Origin of the sequence: Streptosporangium sp. 'caverna' (assembly GCF_003203775.1) — a bacterium.
GTDB classification, from domain to species: domain Bacteria; phylum Actinomycetota; class Actinomycetes; order Streptosporangiales; family Streptosporangiaceae; genus Streptosporangium; species Streptosporangium subroseum.
This window is the reverse complement of sequence record NZ_CP029711.1, coordinates 793,857-813,107: the sequence shown is the minus strand read 5'-3', so window position 1 is coordinate 813,107 and position 19,251 is coordinate 793,857. Positions and strand designations below refer to the sequence as shown.

The 19,251-nt window shown below is 69.5% G+C and carries 9 protein-coding genes; 7 read left to right on the top strand and 2 right to left on the bottom strand.

Annotation, left to right across the window (positions count from 1 at the left end):
* Window positions 1–55: 55 nt before the first annotated feature.
* From DKM19_RS03850 to DKM19_RS03820, 7 genes are all read left to right on the top strand, one after another.
* Window positions 56–1,015, top strand: a complete 960-nt coding sequence (locus tag DKM19_RS03850; protein WP_110694500.1) for a DUF389 domain-containing protein — start codon at window positions 56–58, stop codon at window positions 1,013–1,015.
* Window positions 1,016–1,098: 83 nt separating this feature from the next.
* Window positions 1,099–2,004, top strand: a complete 906-nt coding sequence (locus tag DKM19_RS03845; protein WP_110694499.1) for an ABC transporter ATP-binding protein — start codon at window positions 1,099–1,101, stop codon at window positions 2,002–2,004.
* Window positions 1,997–2,875 (top strand): ABC transporter permease, encoded by an 879-nt coding sequence (locus DKM19_RS03840; protein WP_110694498.1) that lies wholly within the window; start codon window positions 1,997–1,999, stop codon window positions 2,873–2,875. The genes DKM19_RS03845 and DKM19_RS03840 overlap by 8 nt, the downstream gene beginning before the upstream one ends.
* A complete protein-coding gene (locus DKM19_RS03835; RefSeq protein ID WP_110694497.1) occupies window positions 2,872–3,786 on the top strand; it encodes an ABC transporter ATP-binding protein in 915 nt (304 codons plus the stop codon). Before DKM19_RS03840 ends, DKM19_RS03835 begins: the two co-directional genes overlap by 4 nt.
* A 2-nt stretch (window positions 3,787–3,788) precedes the next feature.
* Entirely contained in the window at window positions 3,789–4,505 is a 717-nt protein-coding gene (locus DKM19_RS03830; RefSeq protein ID WP_110694496.1) for an ABC transporter permease subunit, read from the top strand.
* Between the two features lie 55 nt (window positions 4,506–4,560).
* Window positions 4,561–5,919: an AAA family ATPase gene (locus tag DKM19_RS03825; RefSeq protein WP_110694495.1), complete on the top strand. Its 1,359-nt coding sequence runs from the start codon at window positions 4,561–4,563 to the stop codon at window positions 5,917–5,919.
* 2 nt (window positions 5,920–5,921) lie between these two features.
* On the top strand, window positions 5,922–6,386 hold the full coding sequence (locus DKM19_RS03820; protein ID WP_110694494.1) for a hypothetical protein: 465 nt from the start codon (window positions 5,922–5,924) through the stop codon (window positions 6,384–6,386).
* Between the two features lie 136 nt (window positions 6,387–6,522).
* On the opposite strand, the gene DKM19_RS03815 is transcribed toward DKM19_RS03820, so the two are convergent.
* Both DKM19_RS03815 and DKM19_RS03810 read right to left on the bottom strand, forming a co-directional pair.
* Window positions 6,523–7,368, bottom strand: a complete 846-nt coding sequence (locus tag DKM19_RS03815) for a DUF11 domain-containing protein (protein WP_110694493.1) — start codon at window positions 7,366–7,368, stop codon at window positions 6,523–6,525.
* 91 nt (window positions 7,369–7,459) lie between these two features.
* Complete coding sequence (locus tag DKM19_RS03810; RefSeq protein ID WP_305000294.1) at window positions 7,460–19,126, bottom strand: putative Ig domain-containing protein; 11,667 nt, start codon at window positions 19,124–19,126, stop codon at window positions 7,460–7,462.
* Window positions 19,127–19,251: the final 125 nt, after the last annotated feature.

The following is a 19,251-nucleotide window of genomic DNA, read 5'->3' as shown; positions in this document are numbered from 1 at the left end:
GGACGGGCTCCGAGGCCCGTCCGCCGAGCCGCGACGCGGGTCCTAGGGTTGGGTCGTGCTCCATCTACGCGTGATCAGCCCACCTGAGCTGTCGACCCGGATACTGGAGATACTCGACGAGGCCGTCGGCGTCACCAACCTCGTGGTGCTGCCCGGCGTGGCCCGCTCCCCCAGAGGCGACCTGATCCAGTTCGACGTCGCGCGGGAGGCCGCCAACGAGGTGATCGAGAGGCTCCGGTCTCTCGGCCTGTGCGCGGAGGGGTCGATCGCGGTCGAAGAGGTCGACCTGTCGATCTCCGAGGCGGCCGATCACGCCCAGGAGGCGGCACCGGGTGATGGGGACGACGCCGTGGTCTGGGCGGAGTTCTCCCAGCGGGTCGAGGACGACTCCAGGCTCACCTGGGCCTTTCTGACCTTCCTCGCGATCGCCACGCAGATCGCGGCGATCGGTGTGATCGTCAACTCGCCGATCCTGATCGTCGGCGCGATGGTGCTCGGGCCGGAGTTCGGCGCGATCGCGGCCATCTGCTTCGGCCTGATCCAGAAGGACCGGCACCTGATCGGCCGCGCCCTGCGTGCGCTGGCCATCGGTTTCGCATCCGCCATCGCGACCACCTTCGCCTGCGCCCTGGTCTTCCACTGGCTCGGCTGGATCGAACCGTCCTCTCTGATCGACCACAAGGAGATCGGCTTCATCGTCAAACCCGACAGATGGTCGTTCATCGTGGCGCTGCTCGCCGGTGCCGCCGGGGTGCTCTCCGTCACCGCGGGCAAGTCATCGGCTCTGGTCGGCGTCTTCATCTCGGTGACCACGGTCCCCGCCGCCGGATACTTCGCGGTGGCCGGCGCGCTCGCCCGCTGGGGAGACATGGCGGGATCGGCGATCCAGCTCGGGGTGAACATCGCAGGCATGATCATCTCTGGCATGGTGACGCTACTCATCCAAAAGGCCTACTGGTCCCGGTTCGACATGCGACTTCCGGGGCGATCAAGGCGGAAACCCGCGCACGAGTAGGGGTCGCACCTGCCCTTATGGAGGAGGGGAAACTCGTTCGTGTGGCGGAGGAATTTACGACACGCGGTAGATAGTGTCCGAGCATGACTATCCTCGCCACCGAGGGACTAACCAGACGTTTCCCCCGGGTAACGGCGCTCGACCAGCTCACCGTCACCGTCGGTCCCGGCGTGACGGGCCTGGTCGGCGCCAACGGCGCGGGCAAATCGACGCTGATCAAGATCCTGCTGGGGCTGCTCGAACCTTCCGGCGGAACCGCTCAGGTGCTCGGCATGGACGTGACGACCCGAGGCGCGGAGATCCGCCGGGTCGTGGGTTACATGCCCGAGCACGACTGCCTGCCGCCCGACCTGTCCGCCACCGAGTTCACCGTACACATGGCCCAGATGTCGGGCCTGACACGCACCGCCGCCCGGGAGCGCGCCGCCGACGTGCTGCGCCACGTGGGACTCTACGAAGAGCGTTACCGCGCGATGGGCGGCTACTCCACCGGCATGAAACAGCGGGTCAAGCTGGCCCAGGCCCTGGTGCACGACCCGCGCCTGGTCCTGCTGGACGAGCCCACCAACGGCCTCGACCCGCAGGGGCGCGACGAGATGCTCGCGCTGATCCGCAGGATCGGCTCCGAGTTCGGCATCAGCGTGCTGGTCACCTCCCACCTGCTGGGCGAGCTGGAGCGGGTCTGCGACCACGTCATCGTGATCGACGGCGGCAAGCTGCTGCGTTCCTCGGCCATCGGCGAGTTCACCCAGAGCACCCAGACCGTCACGGTCGAGGTGGAGGAGGGCCAGGAGGCCCTGGCCGCCCGCCTCACCGAACTGGGCGAGACCGTCACCTTCCACGGCCGGATGCTCCTGGTCCACGTCCGCGCGCCGGAGACCTTCGACACGCTCCGCGACGCGGTCTGCGAGCTCGACCTCTCTCTCATCCGCATGGAACAGGGCCGCCAGCGCATCGAGGACGTCTTCCGGGAGCCCGTCAATGTCTGAATCCACGGGTGTCATTCACGACATCGGATACCGCCACTACGACGGGGCACGGCTCGGCCGCGGCCGCGCCGTCCTGGCGCTGACCGTGCACAGCCTGCGCGGAGTGTTCGGGCTCGGCCGCACGGCCCGCGCGAAGATCATCCCCTTCCTGCTCGTGGGCGTGATGATGCTGCCCGCGGTCGTCTCCATCGCGATCATGGCGGTGGTCAAGCAGAAGGGGCTGGGCTACACCGAGTACGCGGCCATCATGCAGGCCGTACTCGCGATCTTCCTGGCCTCGCAGGCGCCGTACACGGTGGCGCCCGACCTGCGCTTCCGGGTGCTGCCGCTCTACCTGTCGCGCCCGGTGACGCTGGTGGACTACGTCGGCGCGAAGCTCGCGGCGATGACGACGGCGATGTTCCTGCTCCTGGCCGTACCGCTCACCGTGCTCTTCATCGGCGAGATGCTCATCGACCTGCCCGGGGACACCCCCACCGCCGCCTACCTGACCAGCATGGCCGGAGCGGTCTGCTACGCGGTGCTGCTGGCCTGCATCGGCGTGGCGATCGCCTCCTTCACCCCCCGGCGCGGGCTGGGCGTGGCCTCGGTCATCGCCTTCTACCTGCTCACCTCCGCCGTCTCCACCGTGCTGTTCGCGACGATGGAGTCGATGGGCAACGACACCGCCGCCGCGTGGGCCTGGCTGATCAACCCGTTCTTCCTGGTGGACGCGGCCGTGCAGGTCGGGATCTTCGGGGCGAAGCCCGCGCAGAGCAGCATCTACCCGTCGGGCGCCGGGACCGTGGTCGCGATAGTGATCATGCTCGCGCTGATCGCCCTGTCCGTGACAGCCCTGATCATGCGATACCGGAAGGCGGCCTCGCGATGAACATCGAACTGGCTCAGGTCTCCCGCTGGTACGGCAACGTGGTCGCCGTCAACGACATCACGATGACCGTCGGCCCCGGCGTCACCGGCCTGCTCGGCCCCAACGGCGCGGGCAAGTCCACCCTGCTGCACATGATGGCCGGTTTCCTGGCCCCCTCCGGCGGCACCGTGACCCTGGACGGCGCCCGGATCTGGCACAACCACGAGATCTACCGCTCGATCGGCCTGGTCCCCGAGCGCGAGGCCGTCTACGGCTTCCTCACCGGCTGGCAGTTCGTGCTGTCCAGCGCCAGGCTCCACCGTCTCCCCAACCCCGACGACGCCGCCCGCAAGGCACTCGCCCTGGTGGAGATGGAGAGCGCCAAGGACCGCAGGATCGAGACCTACTCCAAGGGCATGCGCCAGCGCGTCAAGGTGGCGGCGGCGCTCGTGCACGACCCGCAGGTCCTGCTGCTCGACGAGCCGTTCAACGGCATGGACCCGCGCCAGCGCATGCACCTGATGGATCTCGTCCGCGACATGGGCACGGCGGGCAAGACCATCCTGTTCAGCTCGCACATCCTGGAGGAGGTGGAACGGGTCGCCCAGCACATCGAGGTCCTGGTCGCCGGCCGCCACGCCGCCTCGGGCGACTTCCGCGAGATCCGCCGCCGGATGACCGACCGGCCGCACCTGTTCCGGGTCAGCTCCAGCGACGACCGCCGCCTGGCGGCCGCCCTGATCGCCGACGTCTCCTCGGGCGCGGTCTCCCTGACCGAGGCGGGCCTGGAGGTGCAGGCCGTGGACTTCCGGCGCTTCACCCGGCTGCTGCCCAAGGTCGCCAAGGAAGCGGACGTGCGGATCTGGCGAATCTCCCCGGCCGACGAAGACCTGGAGAGCGTCTTCTCCTATCTGATCAACAGGAGCGGCTGACCATGAACGGTGTCATCGCTGGAATCTCCTACCGGGCGCTGCTCGGCCGCCGGCGGATCTGGCTGCTGATCCTGCTGCCCCTGGTGCTGATCGGCCTGGCCCTCCTGCTGCGGTTGCTCGGCGTCACCGACGAGCGGACCACGGTCACGCTCATGCAGACCTTCGCCATCGGCACCATGCTGCCGCTGCTGGGCCTGATCGCGGGAACCGGGGTGATCGCCCCCGAGATCGACGACGGCACGATCATCCACCTGCTGGCCAAGCCGATCTCCCGGCCGGTCATCGCCCAGACCAAGTTCCTGGTCGCCGCCTCGATGCTCGCGCTGTTCGCCGCCGTGCCGACCTTCATCGCGGCCTATCTGCTGGTCAACCTCGAATCCGGGATCGCGTACGGCTTCGCCCTGGGCTCCTTCATCGGCGGCATCGCCTACGCGGCGGTGTTCATGCTGCTGGGCGTGCTGACCCGGCACGCGGTCACGATCGGCATCATCTACGCGCTCGTCTGGGAGGGCGTGGTGGGCAACTTCGTGCCCGGCGCCCGGAAGTTCTCCATCCAGCAGTGGGCCCAGTCGATCGCCGACCAACTGTCGTCCTCTGCGTTCTTCACCACCGAGATAAAGCTCAGCTTCGCCATCCCGGCCCTCCTCATCGTGACCATCGGTGCGGTCTTCTGGGCGGGCCAGCGCCTGCGCAGCTTCTCCCTCACCGGCGACGAGTAGATCTCTCCCGCCATGTGCGCCCCCTCGGCCGGGGGCGCACATGTAGCGTTCGGATATGAAGCCGTTCCTGACCGAGCTACGCCTCATCGAGTTCAAGACCTTTCGTGAGGCGACTCTGCCCCTGGGCGGCATGACGGCACTCATCGGCCGCAACAGCAGCGGAAAGTCGAACGCGCTCGACGGGCTTGAGGTGCTCTCCCGCCTGGCCACCGGGGCGGACCTTGTGGATGCGCTCGACAGCCGGCGAGGCGACGAGGGGCCGCTACGCGGAGGCATAGAGGGGTGCCCTCCCCATGGGACGGACCGATTCCGGTTGGGGTGCACCGTCGTTGCCGCCAATCGAGTCGGCGAGAGAGGCTACTTCTGGGTAAATCTCGACGTCACAATCCAGGTCCGTCCAGAGCCGGAAATCATCAGCGAAACTCTTGTCGGCTTTTCAGGAAAGAGCCGCTCGACGCGTAATCCATCACGCCGAGACATGCATGATCTTCTCAGGACGGCAGACGCACAGCCCGGGTCCGGCAGCATCGACGCCACCTGGTACAACGGCCGCCGAGGGCGAGACCCCAGAGCGTCGTTCCGCTCCACCCGGCTGCTCACCAGCCAGCTCCCTCTCCGATTGACGGGCGAGACGGAGGCCGAGCGCCATGTCCGCGCGGCCGCGGAGGACGTCCTGGAGACGCTTCGCGGAGTCTTCCATCTGGACCCCGTTCCTCACCTCATGCGGCAGTACGTCCCCAGTCGCGACACAAAACTCCGCAGGACCGCCGAGAACCTCCCGGCCGTGATCGGCCACATGGCCGATCACGATCCCCAGCGGTTCCGGCAACTCGTCACCCGCGTGCAGAATCTCGTCGAACACGAGGTGACGGGGATCGAGGTGATCCGTTCGGAACTCAACGACGTGATGCTGGCTCTCAGGGAGGACGGGGCCATCACCCCGGCCCGGGAGATGAGCGACGGCCTGCTGAGATTCGCTGCCATCGCCACGAGCCTGCTCCGCCAAGGACAGGATCTCGATCTCGGCGTGCGCGGCACGGAAGGCGATGGAAGATCCCCGACTCTGGTGATCGAAGAGTTGGAGAACGGCCTGCACCCCTCCCAGGCAACCCAGATACTTGACCTGGTCAGGCAGGCCACACAGGAAGACGCCTCCCGAGTGATCTTCACAACACACAGCCCCGCGCTGCTTTCGGCTCTGGGACCGGAAGACCACCAACATGTCATCGTCTGCTCTCGCGACCGTGACACCGGTCTTTCCCACCTTCGGAAACTTCCGGAGGTGGACGGGTATCCCAGCCTGATGGCTCAAGGTGATCTCGGTACGGTCGTCACATCCGGGCTTCTGGAGCAGCCCCGCTCTGCTCCGGCTCGTGACTTCACCGAGTTCGACCGGCTCATGGGAATCGGCTAACGGTGGGTCGCAGGGTCGAGTTCGTCGACACCTCGGTGCTCTGCAACCTCCTCGACGTCCCGGGGAAGAATCAGGACCGAAAGAACGTGCTGCGAGCGCTGGAGGAGAAACGAGCGTGTGATCTCATCCTGCCCGTCACCGCTGTGATCGAGACGGGCAATCACATCGCTCAACTCTCAGACGGTCGGCTCCGTAGGCAGTACGCCGACAAACTGAGCAAGCTCCTCGAACTCGTGATCATCGGGGAGGCACCGTGGGTGCTCCACACCGTCGAGTGGGGTGAAAGCTTCCTCCGGTCGCTCCTTTCGGGAGCGGGAACCGGGACGCCCTTCTCCGATCACGTGATGGCCAAGCTCGGCCTGGGCGACCTCTGCATCCTGGCCGAACGCGAGCTTTACCGGAGCAGGGTGACCGGTGTGGAGGTCGGCATCTGGACGCTGGACGGCCAGCTCAGCTCCCACTCCTGAACAGAAGAGCACGGCCCCCGCATCCGATGCGCGGGCCGTGCTCGGATGGTTCAGACGCGGGCCGTACGGACCGCGACCGCGTAATCCCGCCTGCCGAGACCCCGTAGAAAGATCGTGACGCTCCAGACCAGCGTGGTCAGGACGGTAGCCGCAGGCGGGCTTGGCGTCTCGCGCGGCGGGCGACCAGCGTTCCGGCCACCGCCACGATCAGCAGCCCGATCCCCATCAGGACGTAACGCAGGGTGCCCGTTGCCGGGTTGGCCGCCAGGCGGGCGGCCTCGGCCGCGGCGGCGCCGGCCGGCAGCTCGTCGGAGTGGGTGGCGCAGACGATCGGTTTGGCGTCCGCTCCGGTGCTCGCGCAGGCGACGGTGGCCAGGCGCAACAGCTGGTCCGGTGTGTCCTGCACCTTGGCGGTGGTGTGGAAGGTGACATCCTTGCCCGCCCTCACGTCCGCCGACCAGACGATCTGCCCGTGCCGCACCGCGCCGTGCCCGTCGGTGGAGACGAACTTGAGGCCGGGCGGCAGGCTCTGGGTGAGGTGGAGGTTTCGGGCGCCCGCAGTGCCGATGTTGCGGACGGTGACGGTGTAGGTGAGCCGGTCCCCCTCCTGGGCGGCGGTCCGGCCGTTGTCGACGCTGATGCTCAGCCTCGGGACGTTCCCGGCGGACACGTTCCCAGCGGCGGCCTTCGCGGCGGACGCCTTTCCACCGGTCTCCTTTCCTCCACCGTCTCTCTCTCCGGCGGCCTCTTTTCCGGCATCCGCCTTCTCGCCGGCGGCTGCCCTCCCGCCCGCCTTCTCTCCGGCGGCTGCCTTACCCCCGGCCTCCTCCCGGGTCGCCGTCTTCTTGCCGCCGTCCCCCGGCGACGGATCCGGCGAGAGCGCCGCCGAGGAGGGGCCGGCGAGGACGGCGGCAAGGATCACGCCGAGTCCGCAGGCGACGGCGGCACGCCGTACGGCGCCGGGGTGAGAGGTGCCTGTCATGGCTTCTCCTTCGCATTTCACATACAGAGGTGAATGATTCGGTCATGTACAGAGGTGAATGGTCTGTGGTGGTACGGAGGGAGATGGCAGGTCACGGGGTTATCGCGACGTAGTCGATCGTTGTGGAGTAGCGATCGGCCGCGACGAAGGGAATGTCCACCTCGTAGTCGTTGCCGATGGCGTCCCCACCGGGTGCCGAGGGACCGGACTGCTGGTGGACGACGACCGGGGTCGTCGCCGAGAGCGGCGAGAAGGTCGAGGTGCCGCTCTCGCGGACGCGCAGGTTCGCGACCGGGATGCGGTCGGTCACGCCGGGCGTCGCGGGGACGAGCTCGGAAGAGTTCGCCTGCGCGGTGACGGTGTAGCCGTTGACGCTGTTCGTGGTGACGGTCATCGTCACCACCTCCGTGCCGCGCACGGTCGTGTCCGGCATGCCCGTCAGCGTGAACTCGTTGATCAGATCCGTCATGGCGATGCTCGTGGGCGTCACGGTGATCGAGCTGGAGCAACCGGGATCGGTGCCTCCCGCGGGGCAGGTGCTGCCGGTCATCGCCGAGATGACCTGGGCGTCGAGGACCCCGTCACCGGTGACCAGGGCGTTGACGGTGACGCTGAAGGTGATGACCGCGGTCGCGTTCACGGGCAGCGCACCCGTCCAGTCCAGGGTGGTGCCCGCGAAGGAGAGTGTGCCGCCGGAGGCGGCCGCGTCCCCGTTGTACGTCGCGTCGTCGAGCACTCCCGCAAGCAGGGCGCTGAGCGTCGCGGCGGCGTAGGGGGCCTCACCGGTGTTGGCGGCCACGATCGTGTAGTGGACGGTGCCGCTCGCCACGATGTCACCGTTGGTGTCCGATGTCATGGTGATGGTCAGCGCCGGGACGAGGATGGTGACGGTCGCGGCGCAGCCGGGATCGGTTCCCGCCAGACAGGTGGAACCGGGGTCGGCGGAGGTGACGGCGTTGTTCAGGACGCGGTCGCCGGAGGCGGGGTAGGTGACGGCCACCGAATAGGTGACCGTGGCGATCTCACCGACCGCGAGATCACCGTTCCAGGTCAGCACCGGGGCGGCGTAGACGACGGTGCCGACGGAGGCGGCCGCGTCGTTCTGGTAGACGGCGTCGTCGAGCACGCCGGCCAGCGCGTCGGTGACCGTGGCACCGGCGTAGGGGGTCTCTCCGGTGTTGGCGATCGTCACCGTGTAGTGCACGGTGCTGCCGGCGACGACGACGGCGGTGTCGGCGGCCTTGGTGATCGTCAGTGCCGGCACGAGGACCCGCACGAACGTCGTGCAGGCGGGGTCGGTGCCGTCCACCGGGCAGGTGCTGCCCGGGGTCGGCGAGGTCACGTTGCTGGTCAGGGCCTTGTCACCGGGGTCGGGGTCCTTCACCGTGACGGAATAGGTGATCATGGCGCTCGCGCCGATCGCGAGGGCACCGGTCCAGGTCAGCTTCGGCGCCGTGTAGTCGAGGGTGCCGGTGGTGGCGGTCGCGTCCCCGTTGTAGATCGTGTCCGGGAACAGCCCGTCGAGCGCGGAGACGACGGTGGCCGCGGCGTAGTCCGTCTGCCCGGTGTTGGTGAGCGCGATCGTGTAGACGATCGTGCCCCCGGGGGTCGTGGTCGCCACGTCGGCTGTCTGGGTGATGCTCAGCGCCGGGATCAGGACGGTGACGGTGGCGGTGCAGGCGGGACCGCCGCCGCCTGCCGGGCAGGTGCTGCCCGGCGCGGACGAGGCGACGACGCTGCTCATGACCTTGTCCCCGGTGCTGGGGTCGTCGACCGTCACCGTGTAGGTGACGGTCGCGGTCGCGCCTACCGCCAGGTCGCCGGTCCAGGTCAGGTCCGAACCGGCGAACACGACACCGCCGGTCGTGGCCGTCGCGTCCCCGTTGTAGACCGCGTCGTCCAGCACATCCGCGAGCGCGTCGGTGACGGCCGCCCCGGTGTACGGGGTCTGGCCGGTGTTCTCGATCGTGATCGTGAACCGTACGCTCTCGCCGGGGGTCGTGGTCGCCTTGTTCGCCGTGGTGGAGACCGCCAGCCCGGGGATCAGGACGGTGACGGTGACGGTGCAGGCGGGACCGCCGCCGCCTGCCGGGCAGGTGCTGCCCGGCGCGGACGAGGCGACGCTGTTGGTCATGGCCTTGTCGCCGGGGTCGGGGGCGCGAACGGTGACCGAGTACGTGACCGTCGCGGTCGCGCCGACCGCCAGGTCGCCGGTCCAGGTCAGGTCCGAACCGGCGAACACGACACCGCCGGTCGTGGCCGTCGCGTCCCCGTTGTAGACCGCGTCGTCCAGCACATCCGCGAGCGCGTCGGTGACGGCCGCCCCGGTGTACGGGGTCTGGCCGGTGTTCGCGACGGTGATCGTGTAACCGACCGTGGAGCCGGGCGTGGTGGTGACGGTGTCCGCGACCTTGGTGACGGACAGGGCGGGGACGAGCACGGTGACGAGCGTCGTGCACGCCGGGGTGGACCCGGTGGACGGGCAGGTGCTGCCCAGCTCGTTGGAGAACGTCCTGTTGACGATCTGCTTGTCGCCGGGGTCGGGGTCGAGGACGGTCACCGAATAGGTGATCGTGGCGCTCGCGCCGACGGCGAGATCACCGGTCCAGGTCAGGTTGGGGCTGGTGAAGACGACCGTGCCGGTCGTGGCGGTCGCGTCGCCGTTGTAGGCGGCGTCCGGGAGCACCTTCGTGAGCTGGTCGGTCACCGTCGCCCCGGTGTACGGGGTCTGGCCGGAGTTGGCGACCGTGATCGTGTAGGTGACGGTGCCGCCGGGGGTGACCGTGGCCCTGTCGGCGCTCTTGGAGACGTCCAGGGCGGGGATCAGCACGGTCACGGACGAGGCGCAGGCCGGGTCGGTGCCGCCGACGGGGCAGTTGGTCCCCGGGGTGGCCGAGGTCATGACGGAGTTCAGGACCCTGTCCCCCGGATCCGGGTTCCGCACGGTCACCGAGAAGGTGACGGTGACGGTCTGGCCGACCGCGAGGGCGCCCTGCCACATCGCCTCGCCGCTCCCGGGAACGAAGGTGAGCTGGCCCGACGAGGCCGTCCCGTCGCCGTTGTAGATCGCGTCGTCCACCACTCCGGCGAGCAGGCCGTCCACCGCGGCGGCGTTGTACGGTGTCTGCCCGGTGTTCGCGATCGTGACCGTGTAGCGCACCACCCCGGTCGGAGTGGTCGTGGCGACGTCCGCCGAGTTCGTGATCGTGATCCTGGAGATCAGGACTTCACTGAAGCAGCGGGTGTCGGTGCCACCGACGGGACAGGTGGCGCCCGAGGTGGTGGAGGTGACGGCATTGGTCAGCCTCTGATCGCCGGTTCCCGGGTTGTCGACCGTGACGCTGTAGGTGACGGTGACCGCCTGGCCGGGGTTGAGGCCGCCGGTCCAGGTGACGGCCTGGCCGGCGAAGCCGACCGTTCCCCTCGTGGCGGTCGCGTCGCCGTTGTAGGTCGCGTCGTCCAGCACCCCGGCCAGCGCGTCGGAGAGGTTCGCCGCGGCGAAGGGGACCTGACCGGTGTTGGTGGCTGTGATCGTGTAGGTGACCGTCCCACCGGGTGTGGCCGAGGTCCTGTCGGCGGTCTTCGCGATCGTCAGAATCGGGGTGAGGACGACGACTCTCGCGTCGCAGGCCGTGTTCCCGCTGGCGGGCGGGCAGGTGTTGCCCACCTCGGTGGACGTGGCCGCGTTGGTCAGGAGCTTGTCACCCAGGGCGGGGTTGTCGGTGGTGACCGAGTAGGTGACGGTCGCGGTCGCCCCGACGGCCAGGTCACCGGTCCAGGTCAGGGTCTGACCGGCGAGGCCGACCGTGCCGGTCGTGGCGGTCGCGTCCCCGTTGTAGGTCGCCTCGTCCAGCACCCCGGCGAGTGAGTCCGTGACGGTGGCCCCGTCGTACGGGGTCTCCCCGGTGTTGGCGATCGTGACGGTGTAGGCCACCGCTCCTCCCGGAACCACCGCGGACCTGTCGGCGACCTTGGTGATCGTCAGGGCGGGGATCAGCACGAAGACGGAGACGGAGCAGCCGGGAGTGGTCGCCACGGGGCAGCTGCTGCCCTGCGCCGCGGAGGACAGGGCACTGGTCATCACCCTGTCGCCGGTGTCTGGGTTGTTCACCGTCAACGTGCCGGTCACCACGACGCTGCCGCCCACGGGGATGTCCCCGGTCCACACCAGCCCGGTGCCGCCCCGGATCAGCGACCCGGAGGTGGCGATCTGGTCTCCGTTGGGGACGGCGTCGTCGAAGATGGCGCTCCCGTTGATGAGGACGGTGATCCCGTTGTACGGCGTCTGCCCCGTGTTGGTGATGAAGTTGGTGAAGCGCACGACCTCGCCCGGTGTGATGTCATCCGTGTCGGCGAAGACCAGCAGCTCCAGCCCCGCCACGGTCACCGTCTCGGTGCAGCGGGGGTCGGTGCTCCCGACGGCGCAGTTGCCGCCTGCCGAGTCCGACACCAGCGCGTTGGAGAGGAGCCCGTTTCCTGAGCCCGGGGGGTTCGCCGTCACCGAGTAGGTGACCGTGGTCGACCCCTCGGCCGGGACGGTCCCGGTCCAGGTCAGATCGGGTTCGGTATAGGTGACGGTGCCCGTTCCGGCCGCGGCGTCGCCGTTGTAGGTCGCGTCGTCCAGCACGTCGGCGAGCGAGTCGGTGAACGTCGCGCCGACGTACGGTGTCAGCCCGCTGTTGCTGATCGTGACGGTGTAGGTGACCGACTCGCCCGACGCGACCGAGGCGGTGCTCGTGGCCTTGTCGAACGTCAGCGTGGTGGCCTCGGTGACCGGGATGCTGACGCCGCAGCGGATGTCGGTTCCGCCCGTCGGGCAGTTGTTGGCGGGGGTGGCAGAGGTGATCGCGTTCACCAGGTTCAGGTCGCCGGTCGCCGGGTTGTCGACCGTGACCGTGTAGGTGATGGTCGTGCTCGCGCCGACCGCCAGATCGCCGGTCCAGGTCAGATCCGATCCGGCGAAGCCGACCGTGCCCGTCGTGGCGGTCGCGTCGCCGTTGTAGGCCGCGTCGTTCAGCACGCCCGCCAGCGCGTCGGTGAACGTCGCCCCCGTGTAGGGGAGCTGTCCGGTGTTGGCGGCGGTGATCGTGTAGGTGATCGTGCTTCCGGGCACCGCCACCTCGAGATCGGCGGCCTTGGTGATCGTCAGCGCCGGTACGAGCACGGCCACGTTGCTGGTGCACTGCTGGTTACCGCTCGCCGCAGCGCAGTTGCTGCCGGCGGTGGGTGAGGAGACGGTGTTGACCATGAACCTGTCCCCGAGGACGGGATCGCCCACGGTGACCGAGTAGGTGATCGTCGCACTCGCGCCGACCGCCAGATCGCCGGTCCAGGTCAGATCCGATCCGGCGAAACCGACCGTGCCCGTCGTGGCGGTCGCGTCGCCGTTGTAGGCCGCGTCGTCCAGCACGCCCGCCAGCGCGTCGGTGAACGTCGCACCGGTGTACGGCGCCTGTCCCGAATTGGTGACCGTGACCGTGTATCCGACGGTGCCTCCCTGGACCGTGGCACTGGTGTCGGCGGTCTTGACGATCGTCAGGCCGGGGATGAGCACGTCGAGGCGGGCCGTACAGCGGGGGTCGGAGCCGCCCGACGGGCAGTTGTTACCCGGGGCGGCGGAGACCAGGGTGCCGGTGACGATCCGGTCGCCGGTGGGCGGGTTCTTGAGCGTCAGGGTGCCGGTGACGGTGACGACGCCCCCGACGGGGATGTTCCCGGTCCAGGTGATGGCGGTGGCGCTGAGAACGAGCGTGCCCGAGCTCGCGACCTGGTCACCGTTGGGAATGGCGTCGTCGACGGTGCCGGCGCTGGGGCTGGAGACGACGATCCCCGTGTAGGGGACCTGCCCGGTGTTGGTGAACGTGGCATTGAGGGTGATCGTCGAACCGGGTGTCGCACCGGCCTGGGTGTAGCTCTGCTCCAGCACGAGACGCGCCACCGGCACCGAGGAGACGCACCTGGGGTCGGTGCTCCCGGCCCGGCAGTTGCTCCCCGTGGCGGCCGAGACGGCGGTGTTGGAGAGCAGGGCGTCTCCGAGGTCGGGGCTCCGCACCGTGACCGTGTAGGCGATCGTCGCGCTCGCCCCGACCGCCAGATCGCCGGTCCAGGTCAGGTCCGTCCCGGCGAAACCGACCGTGCCCGTCGTGGCCGTCGCGTCCCCGTTGTAGACCGCGTCGTCCAGCACCCCGGCCAGCGCGTCGGTGACGGTGGAGCCGGTGTACGGCGTCTGCCCGGAGTTGGTGACCGTGACCGTGTATCCGACGGTCGACCCGGGCGCCGTCGTGGTGACGTTCGCGGTCTTGGCGACGGTCAGCGCCGGTACGAGGACGCTCACCGTCACGGTGCACCGGATGTCGGTGCCGCCGGCCGGGCAGGTGCTGCCGGGCGTGCTCGACACCAGCGTGTTGACCATTCGCTTGTCGCCGGGATCGGGGTCGAGGACGGTCACCGAGTAGGTGACCGTGGCGCTCGCGCCGATCGCGAGATCCCCGGTCCAGGTCAGGTTGGACCCGGCGAAGACGACCGTGCCGCTGGTCGCGGTCGCGTCCCCGTTGTAGACCGCGTCGTTGAAGACCTGGGCCAGCAGGTTGGTCACCGAGGCGCCGGTGTAGGCGGTCTGCCCCGTGTTGGTGGCCGTGACCGTGTAGTTCACGGTCGAGCCGGGCGTGGTGGTCTGGGTGTCGGCGGTTATGTCCAGGGTCAGCTCAGGGACCAGGACGGTGACGACGGAGAAGCAGCCGGGCAACGTCGCACCGATGACCGGGCAGGTGCTGCCCGGCGCGGCGGACGTGACGGAGCTTCTCAGGATCTTGTCGCCGGTGTCGGGATCGTTCACGGTGACCGAGCCGACGATGGTGACCGTCGCGCCGACCGCGATGTCCCCGCTCCATACGACCGAGCCGTCCGGAGCCAGGCTGATGCTGCCCGAGGAGGCCGTGAGGTTGCCGTCGTAGGTCACGTCGTCGGACAGAGCCGAGATGTCGATCGTGGCGCTGATGCCCGCGTACGGCGTCTGCCCGGTGTTGACCAGCGTGGTGGTGTACTCGACGACGCTCCCCGGGGTCGTCGTGGCGACGTCCGCCTGGGTGGTGAGCGTCAGCTGCGGGACGAGGACCGTCACCTCGCCGGCGCACCGGGTGTCGCCGCTCCCCGCGGGGCAGTTGCTGCCGGTGGTGGGCGAGGAGACCGTGTTGGAGAGCACCTTGTTCCCGGGGTCGGGATCGAGGACGGTGACGGAGTAGGTGACCGTGGCGGTCGCGGCGACCGCCAGGTCGCCGGCCCAGGTCAGCGTGGAGCCGGCGAAGCCGACCGAGCCACTGGTCGCGGTGGCGTCCGCGTTGTACGTCGCGTCGTCCAGCACCCCGGCCAGCGCGTCGGCGAACGTCGCCCCGGTGTACGGCGTCTGCCCCGAGTTGGTGACGGCGACCGTGTAGTTGACGACCGACCCGGGGGTCGTGGTCGACGCGTCAGCCGTCTTGGTGATCGTCAGGCCGGGGATCAGGACCGGGACGGTGGTGAAGCACGCGGGGGCCTGGTTGCCCACCGGACAGGTGTTGCCCGCCGCGGCGGAGGTCACGGAGGTCGTCAGCACCTGCTCACCGGTGACGGGGTCGTTCACCGTGACCGAGGCGGTGAGGGTGACCGAGGCGCCGATGGGCAGGTCCCCGGTCCACGTGAGGGCGCCGTCGGGACCGGAGACGACGCTGCCCGACGTCGCGACGGCGTCGCCGTTGTATGTGGCGTCGTCGAGCGTGCCCGCGAGGGAGAAGGTGAAGCCGGTCCCCGTGTAGGCCGTCTGGCCGGTGTTGGTGGCCGTGACCGTGTAGTTGACGGTCGAGCCGGGCGTCGTGGTGGCCACGTCCGCGCTACTGGTGATCACCAGGGCGGGGATCAGGACCGTGACGGTGGCGGTGCACTGCGCGCCGGGATTTCCCGGCGGGCAGGTACTGCCGGGAGTGGACGAGGAGACCGTGTTGGACATGGTCCTGTCCCCGGTGTTGGGGTTCCTCGCCGTGGCCGAGTAGGTGATGGTCGCGCTGGCGCCGACCGCGAGGTTTCCGGTCCAGGTCAGGTTGGGGCCGGTGTACGACAGGTTGCCGCTCGTGGCGACGGCGTCGGCGTTGTAGACGGCGTCGTCGAGCAGGCCGGCCAGCGAGTCGGCGAACGTCGCGGCCGTGTACGGGGTCTGGCCGTTGTTCGTCACCGTGACGGTGAAGCGGACCGTTCCGCCGGGAGTCGTCGTCGCGGCGTCGGCGACCTTGACGATGGACAGCCCGGAGATCGTCACCGTCGCGGTGCACCGGGGGTCGCTGCCGCCGGCCGGGCAGGTGCTGCCGACCGTCGGCGAGGTCACCGCGTTGGCCAGCACCTTGTTTCCGGTGTCGGGGTTCTTCACCGTGACCGAGTAGGTGATAGTCACGGTCGCACCGGCCGCCACGTTCCCGGTCCAGCTCACCGTCTGACCGGCGAAGGACACCGAGCCGCCGGTGGCCGTCGCGTCCCCGTTGTACGTCGCGTCGTCGAGGACGTCCGCCAGCGGGTCGTTCATCGTCGCGCCGGTGAACGCGCTCGGCCCGGTGTTGTTGACGGTGATCGTGTAGTTGACCGTCTCGCCTGGGCCCGCCGACGAGGTGTTGGCCGTCTTGACCACGACCAGCGGGCCGGGCGTGATGACGAACGTCACCGACCTGGTATCGAAATGGCCATCGACATCGGTCACCCGGACCGTGACCGGATAGCTGCCCGTGGTCGTCGGGGTGCCCGACACCAGGCCCGTGGAGGCGTTCAGCGTGAGGCCGGGCGGCAGGCTGCCCGCGGTGACCGACCAGGTGTACGGCGCGGTCCCCCCGCTCATCGTCAGCGGGAAGCTGTAGACGACCCCCGCCTGACCACTCGGGACCGAGGAAAATGTGAAAGTCGGCGGCGGCGCGATCGTCACGCTGGCCGTCCTGGTCGTGCTCTGGTTCTGGGCGTCGACCACCCTGACGGTGAAGCTGAAGGCGCCTCCCGTGGTCGGGGTGCCGGAGAGCTGGCCGGTGGAGGTGTTCAGGGTGAGGCCCGGCGGCAGGCTGCCCGCGGTGATCGACCACACGAACGGCGCGGTGCCGCCGCTCACGGTCAGCGGGATGCTGTAGGGAGTTCCCACCTCTCCGTCAGGTGGCGCGGGGAACGTCAGCGTCGGCGGCGGCGCGATGACCAGGGTGACCGGCTTGGTGGCGCTCTGGTTGCTGGCGTCCGTCACCTGCACGGTGAAGGGATAACTGCCCGCCGAGGTGGGGGTGCCCGACAGCACGCCGGTGGAGGCGTTCAGGGTGAGGCCCGGCGGCAGGCTGCCCGAGGCGACCGACCAGGTGTACGGCGCGGTGCCCCCGCTCACGGTCAGCGGGACGCTGTAGGGCGCTCCCACCTCACCGGCCGGCGGCGCGGGGAAGGGCAGGGTCGGCGGGGGGTTGGGAACGACCGCGGTCGAGGGGTCGGAGGGCTGGCCTGGGCCGGCCGCGTTCACAGCGGTGACGGTGAACGTGTACGAGGCCCCCGGTGTCAGGCCGGTGACGGTCCGGGTGGTCGCGGTGCCGCCGAACGTCTGGGTCGGCTGCGCGACGCCGTTGATGTACGGCGTGACGATGTAGCTCGTGATGGCGCTGCCGTTGTTCGCCGGCGCCGTCCAGGTGAGGGTCGCGGACGAGGATCCGGCGGTGACCGCGGTGATGGACGGCTTGCCGGGAACGTTGTAGGGGACGACCGAGTTGGACGCCGGGCTGGCCGAGCCGGTGCCGATCGCGTTCACCGCGGCGACCGTGAAGGTGTACGGCACGTCGGCGGTCAGTCCGGTCAGCGTCCGGGTGGTGGCCGAGGCGTCGAAGGCCACCGGTGTCTGGGCCACGCCGTTCCTGTACGGGGTCACCACGTAGCCGGTGATGGGGCTGCCGTTGTTCGCCGGCGCCGTCCAGCTCACCGTCGCGCTGGTCACCCCGGCCGTGGCCGTGGGTGCGGTGGGCGCCGCGGGAGCGGCGAGGTAGGTGTACGCGGCGAACGCGGCGAGGCCCTGGGTGACGACGGTGACCCGCACCGCCCCGCTGGCGGACCGGCTCGGCATCGAGGGGATGGTCAGGGTGCCGTTGCCGTTGTTGACGAAACAGCCGGTGGTGACCCCGGAGGAGCAGGGCAGCAGGACCACGGGGGTGCCGGCCTGCTGCTGGGCGGCGGTGCCGATCTCGATGGCGGTCGCGTTGGAGATGTTCGTCCCGCTCACGGTCACGGCGCCGCCGCCGGCGATCGATCCCGAGGTCGAGCTCAGGGTGATGCCGCTGGGCGTCGACGGGAGCGTGCCGACGGTCGTCGACGACGAGTAGCCCGGATTGGCGTCGACCGACGACGCCGTGGCCACGGTCGTGGTCTGAACCAGCGCCGGCGTGACGCCGGTCCCGGTGACGATGCCCACCACGGTGATCGGCGATAACGTCGCCCCGGCCGCGAACGGGCCGTTGCTGTTGGTGCAGGTGACGGACCGCCCGGACGGCGCCGCGCAGACCCATCCCGTGCCGTACGCCCCCGCGGCCACCGTTCCGGCCGGCAGGGTCTGGGTCACCGAGACCGGGGAGGTCTCCGGAATGCCCGCCGCGACTCCCGCGACGACGGTGTAGGTCACGGCGTCACCCGGCGACAGCGTCGCGGCGTTGTAGCTGGTCTGCGAGACGGTCAGCTCGGGGACCGCGCTGATCGTGAGGACCTTGGCCTCGTCGACCTCGTGGAAGTCGGTGACGGCACCGGTGGAGGCCACCCAGCCGAACGCGAGCTGCCGGGGGACCCCGTTGGCGTTCAGCCAGCTCGCCGGGAAGAGACCCGAGGTGACCGAGGGAAGAGTGCCGGTCAGCGTCTTGGTCACGCCACCGACCAGGGTGACCAGCACCCGGTAGCTGTTGGCCGGGATCGTCATGCCGGCGGCGGTGGTGAGGACCGCGTTGGTGGGGTTGATGCCGACCTGGACCGGGACCGCCGTACGTAAGATCGACCTCAACGCGAGGGCGGCGGAGCTCGTCGAGGTGGCGGTGCTGTTGATCGCGCAGTAGCCGACGGTGCCGTTGCCGGGCCCGCGGACGACGACCTGGCCGGGCACCCGGACGCTGCCCGACCCGATGTAGGCCGGGTTCGTGCAGCTGCTTCCCTGGTAGGCGCTGTTGCTGAAGTTTCCGTACACGTCGAGGCCGATGCCGAGGTAGCCGTAGGCCAGGCCGGGGAGCGCGGAGAAGGAGGTGTAGCCCAGCGCACCGCCCGACTGGCCGATGTTCGCCGGGGGCTGGGGGCTTGCCGGGTCGACCGCCGCCAGCACGAAACTCATGCCGTCCGCCCCGCCGCCGCCGTACTGGTAACTGTTGAACGTCACGTCGAGGCCCTGTGAGGTGGGCACGCTGACGGCGCCGAAGACCCCGCCCACCTTGCCGGTCGTCGCGTTCGTCAGCCGCAGCTTGCCGAGGCCCGGAAGGTCCGGGTCGGTGGTGCAACTGCGCAGGACGCCGGTGCTGGTGTTACCGGAGGCGCTCAGGCACGCGAAGTTCGTACCCGACTGGCCGCTCGGCAGGGCGGGTAGCGTCACGGCGCCCGTTCCGTTGGCCGTGTTGTTGTGGAACGGCTGGTCGAACAGGACCGTGCCGGCCGCCGACGCGGGGCGAGGCGCCAGCACGGCCGCCGTGCCGGTCAGCCCCGAGCAGGTCAGGGCCAGGGCCAGGACCCGTGCGGTCCCTTTCCTGAAACGTGGCATCCACGCCGCCTGCCCGGGGGCAGCAATGAAGAAAGGCACGTCCATACCCCGATCGATCTCGATGTTCGCGGCTTCCCGATCTGCGAACGTCCTGAGGGTCAGGGTGGACCGCGGTCATCGGACTC